General features: G+C 41.4%; 11 protein-coding genes. 3 read left to right on the top strand and 8 right to left on the bottom strand.

Translation table 11 applies throughout. The features are described 5' to 3' along the window. Positions 1 to 133: 133 nt before the first annotated feature. Positions 134 to 1951, bottom strand: coding sequence for a haloalkane dehalogenase (locus ACJJI8_RS15795; RefSeq protein WP_444913523.1), 1818 nt, complete (start codon positions 1949 to 1951; stop codon positions 134 to 136). 395 nt (positions 1952 to 2346) lie between these two features. Here ACJJI8_RS15795 and ACJJI8_RS15790 point away from each other — a divergent pair, with 395 nt between their 5' ends. Both ACJJI8_RS15790 and ACJJI8_RS15785 read left to right on the top strand, forming a co-directional pair. Continuing rightward, complete coding sequence (locus tag ACJJI8_RS15790; protein ID WP_413665468.1) at positions 2347 to 3372, top strand: sensor histidine kinase; 1026 nt, start codon at positions 2347 to 2349, stop codon at positions 3370 to 3372. A 7-nt stretch (positions 3373 to 3379) separates the two neighbouring features. Beyond that, positions 3380 to 4156 (top strand): LytR/AlgR family response regulator transcription factor, encoded by a 777-nt coding sequence (locus tag ACJJI8_RS15785; RefSeq protein ID WP_413665467.1) that lies wholly within the window; start codon positions 3380 to 3382, stop codon positions 4154 to 4156. 68 nt (positions 4157 to 4224) lie between these two features. On the opposite strand, the gene ACJJI8_RS15780 is transcribed toward ACJJI8_RS15785, so the two are convergent. Both ACJJI8_RS15780 and ACJJI8_RS15775 read right to left on the bottom strand, forming a co-directional pair. Further along, entirely contained in the window at positions 4225 to 6195 is a 1971-nt protein-coding gene (locus tag ACJJI8_RS15780) for an alpha/beta hydrolase family protein (protein WP_444932953.1), read from the bottom strand. Continuing rightward, positions 6192 to 6830, bottom strand: coding sequence for a hypothetical protein (locus ACJJI8_RS15775; RefSeq protein WP_444932952.1), 639 nt, complete (start codon positions 6828 to 6830; stop codon positions 6192 to 6194). The genes ACJJI8_RS15780 and ACJJI8_RS15775 overlap by 4 nt, the downstream gene beginning before the upstream one ends. A gap of 134 nt (positions 6831 to 6964) precedes the next feature. On the opposite strand from ACJJI8_RS15775, the gene ACJJI8_RS15770 reads away from it, so the two are divergent. Beyond that, entirely contained in the window at positions 6965 to 8704 is a 1740-nt protein-coding gene (locus tag ACJJI8_RS15770; RefSeq protein WP_444932951.1) for a WD40/YVTN/BNR-like repeat-containing protein, read from the top strand. Positions 8705 to 8808: 104 nt separating this feature from the next. Here the strand turns inward: ACJJI8_RS15770 and ACJJI8_RS15765 are convergent, their stop codons facing one another. The 5 genes from ACJJI8_RS15765 to ACJJI8_RS15745 form a co-directional block, all read right to left on the bottom strand. Continuing rightward, a complete protein-coding gene (locus ACJJI8_RS15765; protein ID WP_444932950.1) occupies positions 8809 to 10206 on the bottom strand; it encodes a tryptophanase in 1398 nt (465 codons plus the stop codon). 498 nt (positions 10207 to 10704) lie between these two features. Then, complete coding sequence (locus tag ACJJI8_RS15760; protein WP_444932949.1) at positions 10705 to 12204, bottom strand: vanadium-dependent haloperoxidase; 1500 nt, start codon at positions 12202 to 12204, stop codon at positions 10705 to 10707. A 1144-nt stretch (positions 12205 to 13348) separates the two neighbouring features. After that, on the bottom strand, positions 13349 to 13507 hold the full coding sequence (locus tag ACJJI8_RS15755) for a hypothetical protein (RefSeq protein WP_444932948.1): 159 nt from the start codon (positions 13505 to 13507) through the stop codon (positions 13349 to 13351). Between the two features lie 390 nt (positions 13508 to 13897). Then, the gene (locus ACJJI8_RS15750; RefSeq protein ID WP_444932947.1) at positions 13898 to 16369 is read right to left on the bottom strand and encodes an ABC transporter permease; all 2472 of its coding nucleotides are present in this window, start codon (positions 16367 to 16369) and stop codon (positions 13898 to 13900) included. Further along, the gene (locus ACJJI8_RS15745; protein WP_444932946.1) at positions 16363 to 17058 is read right to left on the bottom strand and encodes an ABC transporter ATP-binding protein; all 696 of its coding nucleotides are present in this window, start codon (positions 17056 to 17058) and stop codon (positions 16363 to 16365) included. Before ACJJI8_RS15745 ends, ACJJI8_RS15750 begins: the two co-directional genes overlap by 7 nt. Between the last annotated feature and the right edge of the window lie 318 nt (positions 17059 to 17376).

The following is a 17376-nucleotide window of genomic DNA, read 5'->3' as shown; positions in this document are numbered from 1 at the left end:
GAGACCACCTAAGCCTCCATTAACCTATGCACTTGAAGGGTATGGCGATGCATAAGAAGCCCACTTTAATAAAAATGGGCTTCTTAAAGAACAGTAATTCCTTATAACACCGATGAATGTTACTTCATTTATATTACGGCACTAACTGGTAGCTATTACCTAAGTCGTCTTGTACAACCTCAGCAATACCATTGATGGCGGAGACTTCTAATGGCTCACTTAGAATGCGACTTCTAAATGTCCAGCCTTCTGGCAGATTGAGGCGACTTCCCAGGTCTTTTAAATCGTCAAACTGAAGATCAGAGACCTCAATACGACTAAATGATTGCATAATATACACCTGCCCATTGATATCAGTTAGCTCATAAACACGGCGACCTTCATAAAACAACCAAGTATTATTCCTTAGTACTTGTCCAGGAATATAGGAAACACTCTCTCCGAGATCAGAACTATAATTCATGGTAGTCAATAAGCGCATTTCTAAGTCACCAAAAAAACGGTATTCATCATCCGGACTGGGTGAGACAATATCGCCACCTAAAATTTCATCCACCACAAAAAAACGCGGCCCATTAGGGATTGCAAAAAGCGCACCATACTCAATTTCTATATCGTTGAAGTTGATAGCATCCCACTGACTTTGGGGACAAAAATTAACACCCGGGGTACCCCAAATCTCTGTTGACTCCTCAGCTCCGTCTAGATAAGACAGTAATATCTCACAATAGCGAAAATTAAAGAGTGGACCGCCAGCTTGCAATGGTTCCTCAACCGTAGTATTTCGCAAGAAATCTAAAAAGTGTATGGCCAATTCCTCGCCTACATCGTCTTGAATAAAGTGGCCTGCAGCAAAGCGCCTATGATCACCATCATCCGAACCTGGTACATGCTCCACCCACTTCTGTTGCGTTTCAATACTCCCCAAGTTGATATCATACTCACCGGCATTAAACATAAATGGGTTGTGAAAAGCTCCAAGTGTTTTCCAGGCAGAAAAATTCTGCATTTCAATGCCTACCATCATCGCAGGAAATGCTCGTATTGCCGCTTTATACTCAATATTTGGGTAGGGGGCGTTATACGCAAGTACTTCCTCATCACTTAGCAGGTTAATAGTCAATGTTTGTACCACATCTCCAGCAATTAATTCCGGTACACTAGAAGCATAGTTAATCCATTGTTGGAATCCCTCCACCCTGTCAGTCGATTTTGAAGTAAAGAATGTTTCTGCATCACCCAGTGATTCATCAATCTCAAAAGTCGGGTATATATAAGGATTTCCCCCCAATGGAATCACCGGAAGGTCACCATTCGCGACAACTAGCCTTCCGATAACTTGTGGCATATCACCTGCAATACGAAGACCAATAACACTTCCCCAATCTTGTACAAATAGATTAATATCAGTTAAATTTAACTTATCAATAAACGCCTTAGTCCAAGCAACATGTTGTTCATATTGATGAACTGTGACGTCGATCGGCTTGTCTGACCTTCCCATTCCAATATTATCTGGTGCAATCACTCGGTAACCGGCATCAGCAAGGATCGGGATCATTTTTCGGTATAAATAGGACCAGCTGGGTTGGCCATGTAGTAACAATATAACTTCGCCATTATCAGGCCCAACATCCACGTAATGCATATTTAAGCCGTCAATTTCTACGTAACTTGGCTCAAACTCATATCCGGAAAGGGAGTCAAAACAGGCATCGGGAGTAACAATATATTCCAAACCCGTAGCGGTTGCATATATTTCACTTTCAGACAATTTACAAGCATCGCTATTTGGGCCTGTAACTAAGGGAATCTCTGTCCCTGAGACATCTTCAGAGTCATCCGAGTCACAAGCAACCAATAGGGAACCCAAAAAGCAGATACCGAACAGGCACCGGAATAGAGAGATATATTGGGGAGTTATAGATATAGAGACAAAAGAATAATTCATAATATAAACCTTCCTTTTACATTAAATAAAAATTCCTTTAACTGGAGAGGATATTCATATCACCATCAGAGCATCCACCTATGACAGAATTGTGCGGATGGTGAAAAACTCCGCACGACCAGAACTGTTGGAAGTTTTATCATTAATTAAACAGGGAAAACTCTATAAAAAAAGCACATAACTAACTTCCGCCAATTTAAAAACCAGAGATACATAAACTTATGCTTAGATACTTAAAAATTTGCTTGCAATCGAGAATGTTTTGTATGAACGGTGCATATTTCAAGCTCAATGGAGCAAATGGCAAGTTTCTTTCATATGAGATTACCTATATCATTCACTGTTGATATTTTGATATATAAAATCGATATTGAATGCAATATAGGCAAGGAACCTTGTTTGAATTTCGCAAAATAAATAAGATCCAAGCATGGATATTTCTTCTAATATGGCCATGGGTGAATATCTTTATCGTCTCTGCTACACTTTATTCACTTGAGTCACTAACCCCCCACCTCTTCCTGTTGGCTACAGCTAAAATATGGGGAACATTTATTTTATGTCACCTTCTTTTCATTTTTATTGAAAACCTTCCCAACAGCCCTCTACGATTATTAAAAGAAGAACACATTTACTTACTTAGACCAATTGTAGTCATTTTTCTATTTATAAGCATTGCACCGATCGTAGAACCCCCATTAACTTTCAAAGTACCTGATATTAAAATATTACCATTGGCGATAATGCTACTTGAATCCACAGTTTATATTTTTGCCATATATATATTTCAACAGCAAAGCTTCTACTATCGCTCGCAGCTTCATGCGCAACAGGCAGAGCTACAAATACTTAAAATGCAATCAAATCCTCACTTTCTATTTAACACTCTAAATTTGATTGCATCAGAAGTCATTCAGCACCCATCAAAAGCTAAAGAGCTCATTTACAGCCTTTCCGATTTATTGCGCGACACAATCAACTTAACCAAAACCCAATGGATAACTATTGAGGAAGAACTAAGATTAATCGAGTTATACCTCTTGCTGCAGCAAAAGCGCTTTGAGGATCGATTCACCTTTGATATTGACTGCCCACAAAATTTGAATGGAATGAATATACCTTCATTACTATTAATGCCAGCTGTGGAAAATGCTATAAAGTACGGTATTGCACCCTACGCTAAAAGTGGTCATGTGAGTGTAAATGTGGAACTAAATAATAGCTACATAGAAGTGGAAGTTCAGGATACAGGGGCATGCTTTGATGACAAAAACATCACTTATGGTGAAGGATTACGTATTCTAACTCAAACATTAAGAGTCAACTTCAGTGACAACCACGCCCTTAAGCTAAATTCAAGCGGTGAAGGAGCAAGTTTGAAAATTCGATTCCCACAAGTAAATTCATCCATAACCCCGTAGGTTGAAAATGGCGAAAATGAATACTAAAAAGGTAATTATTGTCGATGATGAACCTGCAGCAAGATCCAATCTAATAGAAGTAATCAACACCTTCGATGAATTGAAAGTTGTGGCGCAAGTAACTGATGGGAAGTCAGCAATAAAGCAGATCACAACCAAAAGCCCTGATATCGTTTTCCTTGACATTGAAATGCCAGAAGTGAATGGCTTTGATGTGGCCAATGCAACTCAACATATAAACTATCAACTTGTCTTCCTAACAGCCTATCAGCACTATGCCCTGCGTGCGTTCGACACAAATGCAATTGACTATTTGACAAAGCCTGCTCATCCAGAATTAATAAAGAAAAGCATTCGCAAGATATTACGGCAAGAGATGTATGCCTTAGGGCAACAGACGTCTTCGACAAGCGGAAACCGATTGGTTTTGAGTGATTACAATCAAATGAAGATATTTGAATATGAACAAATTAACTATATCGATAGTATCGGTCGTTATCGTCGCATCCACCTTACCGAGACAGGAGTTAAATCTCACAATACAAATACCATTATTTCAGATATGACACTTGACAGTTTCAGTGAGCAGCTACCTAAGGAAACTTTTTACCGATTACATCGAAGCTACATCATTAACAGCCATAGAATCCTTGAATTAAAGTTACAGTCACGACGCCATTTTGTCCGGCTTTCCGGAACAGATACACTTATCCCAGTATCTCGCAGTTTTCTATCCATCTTAAAGGAGAGTATTAGAGTCTCAGCTAGCTCTCTAATTGGGTAATAGATGGCTCTAAGTAATCCCACAAATACAGCTATGAAATTACTCCGAGCCTCCATAATCCCAGAAACCTACATGTTCTTTTCAAGGAAACTGATGATCGACCCAAAAATAGCTCTATGGTGCTCACTATCAGTAGGACCATGAGCCATTTCTGGATATAGTTTCCACTCATAGTCCTTATCAAACTTACTTAACATCATATTCATGCGATACATATGTTCAACATCAACAGTTTCATCCTTCTCACCATGAATAATAAATACAGGCCTTTGAAGGTTTTGTGCCAGATATACTGGTGAAATGTCCTTCAGTTTGCCATAGTCTTTAACAGTATCTCCAACATTCTCCAGCAGCCACTTACTTTGAGCCTCAGTTGCATAGGGTGAGTTCAGGTAGAGGTTAACATCTGTGACACCGGCCACACTGACTGCACAGCGGAACAATTGCTGGTGTTTGATAGCCATCATTAGTGCAGCATATCCACCATAACTTATTCCAACAGAACAAATTTCCGAAGACAAAATATCGCTTCGGTCACTTACCACCTTTGTTGCTTGAAATATATCTTCAAGCATTAAGTTACCCCACTGCTGAACACCCGCTTCCTCCAGCTCAGTTGAATAACCACTCGATCCTCGATAATTCACCCTTAAAACGGCATAATTATTCGCCACAAAGAACTGTGTATAGTAGTCAAAATACTGATGGTCAAAAACGCCAAGAGGACCACCATGTGGCATAACTATAAGAGGGAATGGCCCGTTACCTTTTGGCATGGTCAATATATAAGGAATATCCAATCCCTCCACTTTAACCTGCTCGTGGTATTGGCGACTCTCAAGCTGATCATTTAAATGTGGAAATTTTGAGGCCACTAGCTGGTCAATTTTCTGGTTTTTCCTGCTAATGAAATAACGTCCTGGCTGGCCGTGGCTCTCACTATAGTAAAGTTCTATAGTACTATCGAGGCTTCTTCCTACTGTTGTTTTTAGTAGACTCGCCATGCCATTTTTTTCTTGTCTATCCTCATCAATATATTGATATTCTAACCGTCCATTATGAACGACTTTTACACCAATCAACTCCCCTGTCGATTGCTCTATTACCAGATCGATAATATCGTAGCTATCAGATCGATAAGCTATGCTCTGTTCTCCACTAGTGAAATTGCAGCGGTAAACTACCCGATCTTTCTCCGAATTAGTATCTAAACAAAAGTAAGTTCCAGGCTCTGAACTTATAGACACCGGAATAAGGACTCCATGCTCTGCTCCGGGAGCGGGCTCCTCTTCCAACTCTTCTTCAGACCAACTCTTTATTGGGGCGGTAGAGTTTCCATCAACAACTTTACTCAGATGAAGCTTGCTGTCATTGAAAAACAAAACGGACTTTGGCTGGCCTGATGGATCAAAAAACCAGCGTATCGCATACCCTTCAACCGACGCCACTTCATTCTGAACTGTAAACTGGCCTCCATCTTTTCGTAAAAGTTTACTTGCTTTCTGTTTAAATCGGTTAAGCTTAGATACGTCAATACTGTATACCTTGGAGTAAATCCCACTTTTTGCATACAGAAAATGGCCCGGCCTGTTTGGCAACGCATGGACCAACCAACCCGGCGTTTTTACCTCAAATATTTCTGGAGGCTGGCCTTCGGAGCCTGATACATCAAGCACTAATAGTCGATAAGCTGGCTTGGTATCTAGTAAATTTTTAACACCCTTCTTGACTTCCTTAAACTGGGCAACAAGATACTTTGGGCCAACCCAACGGATAAATTGAATTGATGCATCCCTGGAAGTCAATGTTTCGAGATCAATTAGGGTATGACTAGATCCATCTTTACGACTCCAAATATCTAACTTTTGACTAGCGTCACTCTGCTTAATGGACGCTACCAACCTTCCATCTGGACTAACCTGTGCTGTTATAGTATCAACCGATTTAAAGTAGCTTTCTGCTGGCATTGCTACTACTGGACCAATTTTCACCAGAATGCATAACAAAACCAATAAAGCCCCTCGAAAAAAAACAATCATTGATTTATCTCCAGAGGACTTAACCAACTTTGCAAGAATTCATCTTGCACTCCCGCACCAGATACCAGAGGATACAACTCAGTTAATGAGTTTAAGGCTTCTTGAACTCCATCTAAATCTGTTGCTATTCGATTTTTGAAATAGACCTCTACCGTATCTGACTTTCTTTGCTTACCTATAAACAAGCTGCCAATATAATTTGTTTTTCCAGCTTCCACATGAAAACGCCATGTGCGCCGCTTAGCAGTATCTAGTTTGTAGGGAAGATTGAAGTAAGGTGCATTTATTTGGGTAATTTGGTACAGGCCAGCAGGGACTGTCATCAGGTAAAAGCCTTCGGACTTATCCTTGAGGCTGACTTTATAACGACCTTTCTTTCGCAGTTTATATTTTTGCCCACTCAGCAGGTATTTATTTCCATTAGCGTACATCTTAGCAAACTCTATTGAGGGCGCAGTACCTCCTACATCGAGCTTTACCAAAACATACCCACGCCCGCCCTCTAACTCAGGCGGACTATCATAGGGTACCAATGACAGCGCCCGAGCAATTACTGATTCAGACACAAGGATTGCCGCAAATATTATGCCTTTAAGAAGAGTATTAACTCCACTTGCCTGATAGCCTATCGGCATCACGCTTCTTAAATTTAGTGTCAAAATAACACTTCCATATGTTTATTTATAAATGAGTGACAACGTTTTGAATACTATCTCAGAGCCAAATGCAATACAATTGGCAAGCTTTGGTTCTAATTATGGAGAATAATATGTCAGGGATGAACGCTCTCAGGTACGTTAAGTCTTGCCCACTTCTTTTAACGGTCTGTTTATTATTTCTACAAGGTTGTGCGGTGCAAGTTAATATGCTACCGGCATTGAAAGAAGACGCCCCTATTAACGAACAAGATGGAATTATTGTCGCCCGAATCATTAACGCATCTGGAGTTGCCCTGCCGTTTAATCAACTCACAATTAACCCGGAAAACTTAAACGAGTCTAAGGCCATAAAACCTGAACGTCTCCTTGCGGATCGACCAAAGCTAAATGGTACAACGGTATTTGCCTCTTCTGTCAAACCAGGGAATTACTCTATTAGTAGCATTCGGGCGTTCTATTCAAACGGTAATGGATGGTACAGCCGTTTCGTAAGTGCAGATGAGAAGCTGGGGACCTTTTCAGTTACGCAGGGTGAGGTCACTGATCTTGGTACTTTGATCTATTATCCAAAGCCACAAGGTGACAGATACCTTGACCTTTTGATTCGCGCGCCTGAATCAAAAGAAGGGGAGGTAATTGCAAAGCACTTTCCATTCATAAAATACGATCCTCAATCAATCAACGGGTGGCATATCGATGAAAATGATGAAGAGCGTGAGTCAGCTTATATATCCATTGCACAGAATCCTCTGACATACAGCGAAGAGTATATTTCCCCTGATAGTTCCATCTACTTTCTTGGAAAGGTCGGCGTATTTATGAAACGTACTCCCGACGGGGACTGGGAGCTTGATGCTGTTGACACCAATCATGAACTAACGGCTATCGCACAAAACAATCATGGTGATCTAGTAGTCGGGGGGAGTGAAGGCGCCCTATTCTGGCGCTCTGCTAAAGGGGATTGGCTAGACATATCATTGGAGCACAATACTCACATTGAAAACCTGAGACTTCTAGATACAGGAGAGATAGAACTTCTAGTTACTCGCGACTTTGAAGTGAATATTTATAGGGGAGTAGTAGCAAATTCACAAGTAAAGTGGAAACTTTTGAATCAATACTCCTCAAGATCAGGTCAAGGATGGAAGCATATTGCGGAAGTAAAAATAGGGGAAATGAAAGCCCACACTAAAAGTGACCAACATATATACAATACAACTATTTTTGAATTCAACGGCCAGAATTACATAACTGTCCGTGAGCAATCAACGTATGGAAGTATTATATTTTCGCCAATCAATAGCGAAATCTTCATCTATGATCCTGAAAGTTGGATGATCGAAAAAACAGTAGATGATTTTGACCTAAATGCAATTGTTAACGCAGGCGCAGTTCAGTTAGGTGTCGAGGAAGCTGGCTTCTGGTCCTGGACAGGAAAGCCAACCTATTACAAAATTGATAAAAATGGCAACCAGGATAAAATAACTACGTATATTAAAGAATGTAAAGAGAGTAAATCTTCCAGAAATCGCTGTATAAATAGAAATTTCACATTTCGATCCGTTCCCTGGTTCTCAACTGACAATGAAGCCGTTGCGATTGTTGGTTTTTCACAAAGTAACTTTTCCGGTAGGAATCGTGAAACAGAAACCAGAATCTTAACAACAACGGATGGCGGAAAAAGCTGGATAGCTACAGACAATAAACCACCTACAGACTATTGTACCTCTATAGTTCCTCTGGTTGCCGATCGTTTATTAGTTTCCTGCGATGGTGCCAATGGTGATTTCTACGAGTCGACCGACTTAGGGGCCAGCTGGAACCAGGTAAGGCAGCAAGATAATTTCTAGAAAAAATAAGGTGGATACAAACATCCAATGTATCCACCTTATTTTAGTTGTAAAATATACTAAAGAATGGTTTTACTATAATAGAAAAAATAGTTAATTATAGCTCAAATCTCTGTAAATCTGGCAGTAAAATGTCGTAGAACTTGTGGCTCATACTCGAAAGCTAGCCCCCGCAATTCATTGGCCCGCGAGCAAAGTTCGATAATCGCATCTGCTACATAATCCATATGATCATTTGTATAGACTCTACGTGGAATAGTAAGCCGCATTAATTCTAGATCTGCTTTCTTTTGTTCACCGGTATCCGGGTCCCGCCCAAGAAGTAAAGAGCCAATTTCCACAGCCCTGATTCCCGCTTCTAGATACAGCGCATTGGTTAACACCTGTGCCGGAAACTGCTCTGATGGAATATGGGGAAGAATCTTCGATGCATCTACAAAAACTGCATGCCCACCTGTGGGATATTGAATGGGTACTCCAGCAGATCTCAATCGCTCTCCCAGATAGGCCACTTGGCCAATTCGGTAGCTCAAATAGCTCTCATCGGCAGCCTCATAGAGCCCCCGGGCCAGCGCTTCCATATCGCGACCAGCCATCCCTCCGTAGGTCACAAAACCCTCCATAGGGACGCAGCGGGTTTGTACGGCTTGAAACAGTTCCTCATTGTTTCGAATACAGCAAAGGCCACCAATATTTACCATAGGGTCTTTTTTTGCGGACATTGTCAACATGTCCCCATATTGATACATCTCGCGAATAATTTCTAAAATCGATTTCTCTTGATACCCCTCTTCCCTTTGCTTTATAAAGTAAGCATTCTCGCAATATCGAGCCGAATCAATTACCACTGGGATATCATACTTAGTAGCAATTTCATAAACTGCCTGCATATTTTTCATGGACACAGGCTGACCACCAGAACTGTTACAGGTCACAGTAGTTATAATCGCACAGACATTGTGGCTTCCGTGCTCCTCAATAGTGGCAACCAGGCGTTGTAAATCAAAGTTACCTTTCCAGTCGTATGCTGTCGTGGTATCAAAAGCACGTTTATCCACCACATTAATTGCTTTTCCGCCATTTAACTCTATATGCCCTGCAGTAGTATCAAAATGATAATTTGAAATAAATACAGGCTCCGTCCCTCCACGCACTTGACGCATACGCTCAATCAGAGCAGGAAACAAAATTTGTTCTGCTCCACGCCCCTGATGTGTAGGAACAACCAATTTATACCCGAAAAAATGCTCTACTGCATTGCACAAATTGTAGTAGTTTCGGCTACCGGCATAGGACTCATCACCAAGCATCAAACCCGCCCATTGATTATCACTCATTGCACCAGTACCTGAATCTGTCAATAGGTCAATATAGACATCATCACTGCGCAGTAAAAACGGATTTAATCCAGCCTTATTGAGTGCAACCTCCCTATCTTTATAGGTTGTCATCTTGATCGGCTCAACCATTTTTATACGGAAGGGTTCAGGGATTCGCTTCATCACAATTATCCTAACAATACCTGCCATACTGCAGGCAATAACAATCCAATTATTATAAGTAAAGTAATTAGCATAAGAGAAACAGGACCGAATTATATTTTAATTAAAGTTAAGCCCTGTAAAACATCTAAAAACTGCAGAAATACATCAACGGGATATTGTTCCCTACTGAGATTCAGGCTCCTCTGTCAAAAATCATTGTCAAGTATTTCACTTCTTAACTTATGGTACAATAGGCTGCATTATCTATATGGCCTTTTCAGTCACTTGAGTGAACTTATTATCGGGTTCTTAGGTTCACATTTCTTGTGATCGAAAGCCACTCTAGATTTCCCAAGTATCGAGATAAAAGATTATCTAATGACAACTTAGCTCACATTTTAAACATAGATGAACAGAGGTCCCAGAATAGAAACATCTAACTTATAAATGAGGCAGAAGATACTAATTGGATCCGAGCTTATCAATTAGTGATTCTTCTGCCCCACGTCATCTCTCTTAGTTACCTTCTAATTTTGAGAGGTAAAACTGAAAAGCACGATGTGCCACTTGATGACCTATCGCCTGCCCTGCAGGTACTGAAGGCTCAAAGTGTACACCTCCCCATACACGACTATTACCACAGTCCTCTTCAAATGAAGTCCAGGTAGGGAAATATAGATTCAAGTCAGTTTGTGGTGTTACACCAGGTTCAATCTGAGAGCTGCCAGACAGAGCAGTTACAGAATATCCCAAAGTATCGCCTTGAGGTAAAAACAAGCGGCTTGTCTCGGCATGCGCAGCACAAAAGCTAGCTGATGCGGAGGGATACTCGGGATGATCAGCTACAGGCAGATAGCTAGTCCACTGACTGGCGGGCAAATCATCCACGGTTCCCTTTCCAGCACCACCCCAAGCCGTTACAGGTTCATCCTTATAAATATACCGAACAGCAGAAAAAGGTCTTACTGAATTATGGCGACGCTTTTCTTTCCAGATAGCAATAGCAGTATCAAAAGCTGCCATATTAGTCAGGAAATCATAGTGTATGAAATCCATCAGGGATAAACCTTGAGATTCAGATGCAAAAACGGCAGCGAAGCCTAAGCTGAATATCTTCATATCAAATAGCTCAGCTTTCATCTTCTGCTTATCAGTTAAATTCGCTGATGTAGCCAATACATCATTTACTTGCGCTACGTAACTGGGGTAGTTCCAAATTTTGGATTTAATTGGTATCGGTGAAGTGAACTCATCAGGAGATTCGTAGCTGTAGGGCGTAGTCAAGGCAATTTGAGGAGTTACGAACTGCTGAACCCGAAATACGCCTGGTCGCTCCATTAAAACTGCCGGCTGCCATTTTGATGGAAAACGCAGCTTGTAGGCAGAATTAGCAGGTTTAAAGTCAGTATAGTCGGCATAAGGCAAGCGATGATAAAGCTGGTTACCTTCATTACCTAACTGATTCATCCCATCATTGACACGTCCTTCCAGAACTTTTCTACCAGCATAATTTCCTATACCAATTGGTGTCGTCGTATCTTCTGAAATATTTTCAGGATCTAGCCCTAGCTCAATTAGCATGTCATCCCATTCAGATACCAAATGGGGAAATAAACCACTTAGTACTTTGTGGGAAGCATAGGTCAATGCAATATTTAACTCAGTATTATCTGTCGGCTCTGTCATTCGACTAATATCTGAGTAAACGCCCTTTGCTGTCGGATGATAAGGTGCTGTTGCATCAAACCAGGAGTTAGTGATAAGCGTTGTAAAACGGAGTACCAACGTCGCATCATTTGCAGCCGGAGACACTTCAAAGATTGCACAGGCTGCAGCTGGGATTATATTTTGTACCGCAACATTACAAGTCCCTAGCTCTTCAGAGCTACATTTTGGAGGCAATGAAACATCCTCTAACTGAGGACAACTGATGGCCTGCGCTTGCCAACTTGCTGACACAAATACTAATCCTATAATACTTTTTAAAGCTTTTTTATAAGTTACATCTTTTAGCATTGGATTTTCCTTTTTGCTATATCCATGTGACTAATGTAGCATCCTAACTACCGATCACTTTTTAATGATAAACACCTAAAAACACTTTAAAACAGACTGCTCGCCCCCATTTCAATTGTAGATGACCATAATTCCTGACATTCTTTTAGTGCCGGCGGCACTTGTATTATCAGAACCTAAAATTAAAAACCAACAGTTAAGGCAAGCTAATGAAACTACTTGCAAAGTAATTACTTGTAAAGATACCAGCTCACAGAAACAGTAATTTTTTGAGATTCAAATTATTGGCAAGCTCCTTTAAAAAGCCAACAATCCATTTTTTCTTTTAACAAACTGCAAAGTCAAAAAAGTTACACCTTAGCGAATATTTTTTGGATTAAATGGGGCGTCATCCCAGCATATATTTTCCATAAACACGAGCTAGCCCAACACAAATAGTGATAAAAGTGCTAATGCGGCAGTACTTAACACTATAAATCCAACACATTTCCATTCAATCATCCGAATTACACTTTCTGCTGATATCGGATTTATCTGTCTTATTTTATGAGCACCTAAATAATTAAAGCCTACTTAACCCAAATACGGATAGCGTGGAGCTACCATCATTGCCATATATAACAGCACCAGCTATTTGATTTTATTCTACTAGAATTGTATTCACTAGGAAATTACAGGCACTTACCTGACATTTCTTGAACAAGCGCACTGAGTAGACCTGAACAACAAGCTACCCCCCTCAAAGGGAGTAAAAATAATTAGCGAGAAGAGCTTTATGAACGACAGCCTCATACTTTAGTGCCATCCCTGGCAGCACAATGTACTGTTAAACGAAACCATAAACTGCATACACATCTGAAAGGCTCTGGAATAATCGCTTATTGCAATTTCCAGAAATAAGCCAACCAACAGTGGATTGGATTCAGCTTTATCAAGAAATATTATCTTTCGAGTGCGAGCAGCGTTAAATCTAGGAAAAATAATTTCACTCTAATTTGCAATACTTAACATCTTTTTGACACACCACAACTTTTATACCAACTTAAAATAACAAACATTTAAAATGCTCTTCCAAGAGCTGTGTACCAATTTTTACCTGCAAGCATCTTACCTGCCCCCATTAGGTACTGAGCATCTTTAGTATCTATATATTTCTGACAATATTGCCTATTTCACTATTTTTCAATTCGTCTGAAAGCTTATCCCAATCACTTGGGTCATTGTGAACCAGGGAGTAAAAAGCAAATGCTATTGTTCGCCAGTCTTCTCTATTATCTATTAGCTGATCAAGGCTCTTTTTCATGAATAATTTTCTTAGTAAATACTAAAATCATGTGCAGATTTAACTATAGCGATAATTATCTTCACATTTTTTACTCACTAATATCACCGTAAACGGCGATGCACACTATGCCGAACACAGTGCGCCCAGAGGCATGGAGCACTCTTTATAGGTATCGCAACACACATTTTTACAATTTACATACCATTAATATGCAACCTCCATCGTTAAGCAACTCTATATCTTCGCCTGTATTGTTCAGAAGACCATGCTGCCCCCCGGATGATCAAAGTTCATGTCATCCCCTGAGACAGTTCGCACAATCTACCGACGGACCTTTTGGCTCAAAATATTCTGTGACATTAATGGCCAAATCCTGTTGGTCTTCCACCAACTAAATTGAAATGTTATTCACCCTGTGTTCCTTAACAAGGTTCCAACGGAAAACTTTAAACTGCTGCGATTGGCTATCATACCAGCGCTGCACACCACCAATACACTGACGAGTAAAGTAGCGATGATCCATAACCAATCAGGCTTATAATTGATGCCAAATTGAGACTGATAAATCAATTGAGCCATAAGGTAAGTACCTAAAATGGCACCCACGCTAGCAATTAAAGAAGTCAGCAACCACTCAAACAGGCTTAGTTTACAGCACGCAAGGCGTGATTGACCAAAGCTGATCAGTAAGGCATTCTTTTTACACTCATCAGCTTCATAGCCTTTGACCGATGCACTGATCACCAACAGTGCCAGCACAATAATCATCAAACTAAATCCAGATACCAACTTAATGACCATCGACAAAGTATCATCAAAGCGTTGCGTTAATTCGCGCACCGAGATTAACCGCAAAGTTGGATGACGCAGCCAAAGCTCTGCCAACTGCACCCAAGCAGTGTCAACAAGCTCAAGGCTACCCATATAAAGAGGCGATATTTGAAGCTGGTTCATGGTGCTTTGCGGCACATTAAACCAAAAGGTGATGGAACCTTTGCCTGGTACATATTTATGACTAGCTTTGATTTCAAAGTTCAAAGATTGCCCCGCAACTTCAAACCGCAATTGGTCGCCGAGCTTCAACCCCATATCAGTCATAACTTCTTGCTCCACCGATACTTGTTGCCAGTCAGCATCCCGATCTTGCCAGCGTTGGCCAATCACGGTTTGGTTGTTGTTTGCTTGCTTAATACTGAAATGCAAGCGGATAGGCTTCTGTAAGCTAGCCAAACTTTCGCTGGGGCCGGTGGTTAATTCCACCAAGGACTGACCATTGATATGACTTAACTGCCCGTACCAAAATGGCTTTAATTGGCGAATCTCACTGCCAGTTTGCGCACTCCATTGGCGTATGTCTTGCACCTGTTGTTCATTGGCCTGGGTGATCATCAGATTACCATCGTGCTCGCGGGTATAGCCTTCCATGGTTTGACCAATGTCCTTCATCAAACTTAAGGTGAACAGCAACAAAGTGGCACACATGCCAACACCCAGAATTTGAATGGATTTGCTGAGCAAACGCTGTTTCATCATATAAAAACCAAAAGCCATGATGCCCGTTGTACGGCTCGTCACCGTATAGCCCAACCTCAATACCAACCAAGTCAATACCACCATCAACATCAAGGTGGCCGCCATAGCGGATAGAGTCATGGCCGTGAGCAGACCGTTATCGGAGTAAACAAAGGCCACCACAGCCACACCGATTAACGCAAATCCATATCGTGGCAATAGGTGATTCGGACTCGCCATTTGGCGAATCAACTGCGCCGGGGTTACTTTGGCCATCACTAGCCAATTGGGAATTTGGAAAATCGCCAATAGGGCTAATAACAGCATGTAACTGTTGAATAAATCCGTCCATACCCGGGTGGCGGATAGGTCCGTAAACTGTATCTGCATTTGCTGCAAAATTAGGTATTCCGCCCCCCATGCCAAGGCGGTTGCCGGAATTAGACCTGCAATGACTGTTAGTAGCCATTGACCAAATGATAAAGCAAACACTTGGGGTTTATTGCTGCCCATGGCTAAACACACCGCAGCAAAGCGGTGCTGGGATAACAACTGACGTCGACCGGCTTGGTCGATAGCAATGGCAGCCATCAAAAACAACAGTACCGATGCTAAACCCACAAAATTCTCAACCCGTTGCCAAAACATCGCCAGCGGATGGCCACTGTATTTATCATAAAACTGTGCAGTCACTAGCTCAGTAGTGGCCCACTGTTTGAGGGTGTTCAGTTCGCTTTCATCCCCCGTAAGTAAATAGCGAAAGCGGGCATTGTCTGCTTGTATCAGTGAAAGATCATCCAGGTGCACCAATGCACGCATCGCTACGGAATGGCCTTCGAGCAGACGGTCGGGTTCGTGTTGCACCAAACCTGTGAGCTTCAATTGTCCGTGTCCGATGTCTAAGGATTGGCCAAGGGTGAGCTGCAGCGAAGCAAACAATCGGCTATCGACCCAGATTTCACCGGATTTGGGCCCATGGCTCAGGGATAGCCCTTGTCCATCCGTCTCAAATGCCACTTGCACTGTGCCTTGCACTGGATAAAGATCATCCACTGCTTTTAATTGAACCGCTTGCCAATGGTGATCATTGGTCAAGGTTACATTCACCAGCTGGCTCACGCTCAACTTCTGTGCATACTGGTGCAACTTGCTTAGTTGTACATCGGTTAGCGCTTGATTCTGAGAAATCACCAAATCGCTACCGAGCATTTGCTGCAAATTATTGGCTAAATAAGTTTGAATGGAACTGCTGGTTAAGCTGAGCGTTAAAATGAAAAACATCAAAGTTGCTTGGGTCCAGCGAATTAAGCGCACATCCGCTTGGTGATATTGCTGGCGGAATAATTGCCACACTAATAGAATCAGCATAATGGGCCTGCCATAGCCGCAGCTTTGTTATGCGCCTTGACTGCTAATTTGCCTTGACTCAATTGCAGTAAAGTATCGGCCTGCTGCGCTAATTCCATCGAGTGAGTGACTAATACCAGCCCCACGCCGTTTTGCTGACAGCAATCAAACATCAATTGCGCGACATGCTGCGCGGTATTCTCATCTAGGTTGCCCGTAGGCTCATCGGCAAAAATAAATTGCGGCTGCATTACAAAAGCACGGGCAATGGCCACCCGTTGTTGCTCACCACCACTGAGTTGCTGTGGTTTATGATACATTCGCTCAGATAACCCTACCTTGTCGAGCCATAATTCAGCTGTGGATAATGCGTGTTTGTCACCTTTTAGTTTTAAAGGCAGAGCAACGTTGTTTAAGGCATCAAGTTCGGGTAACAAATGAAACTGCTGAAAAATAAAACCTGAGTTTTGACGCAGGTTCTTTAATAATTGTGGCTCACCGTTTTTCTGAAATTGCACCTCACCAGAAACCGGACATTCAAGGCCCGCCATTAACAGCAATAAGCTTGATTTACCTACTCCAGAGGGCCCCACAATGGCGTAAGAATGGCCACTGTGCAGTTTAATATTTAAACCCTCAAACAGGCTGACCTGTTGTTTATCCAAAGTAAAATAATGGTCAATTTGCTTTAAGTGAATGCTACTCGACATAGTTAGTTTCTTTAAATAACTGGTTGAGTAGCACTTTAAAGAAGGAAAGGTGAAATGAAGGTGAAATCAGTATAAATAAGTTACTAACTGGTCAGAGTACTAATAAGGAGACTTTATATTTTTGATAGCGCCGTGCTCTGCGTAAATTTTGTCCGACAACTATGATCTGTGATGCCGACTTTCTATTCTTATCAATCTTGAGCTTTTTCAGACATCATTTTCCAAATTGCCCCTCCGAAATTTGAAGTCAATTGATGCCCTTACCCTAAAATTGACTTTTCATTGCCAATACCTGCAACCCCTAAGGCTTCTCCAGTA

The organism is Microbulbifer maximicatervae (SeqCode), from assembly GCF_052467695.1.
Note: the sequence above shows the minus strand (reverse complement) of the source record. Positions and strands in the feature narration are given on the sequence as shown.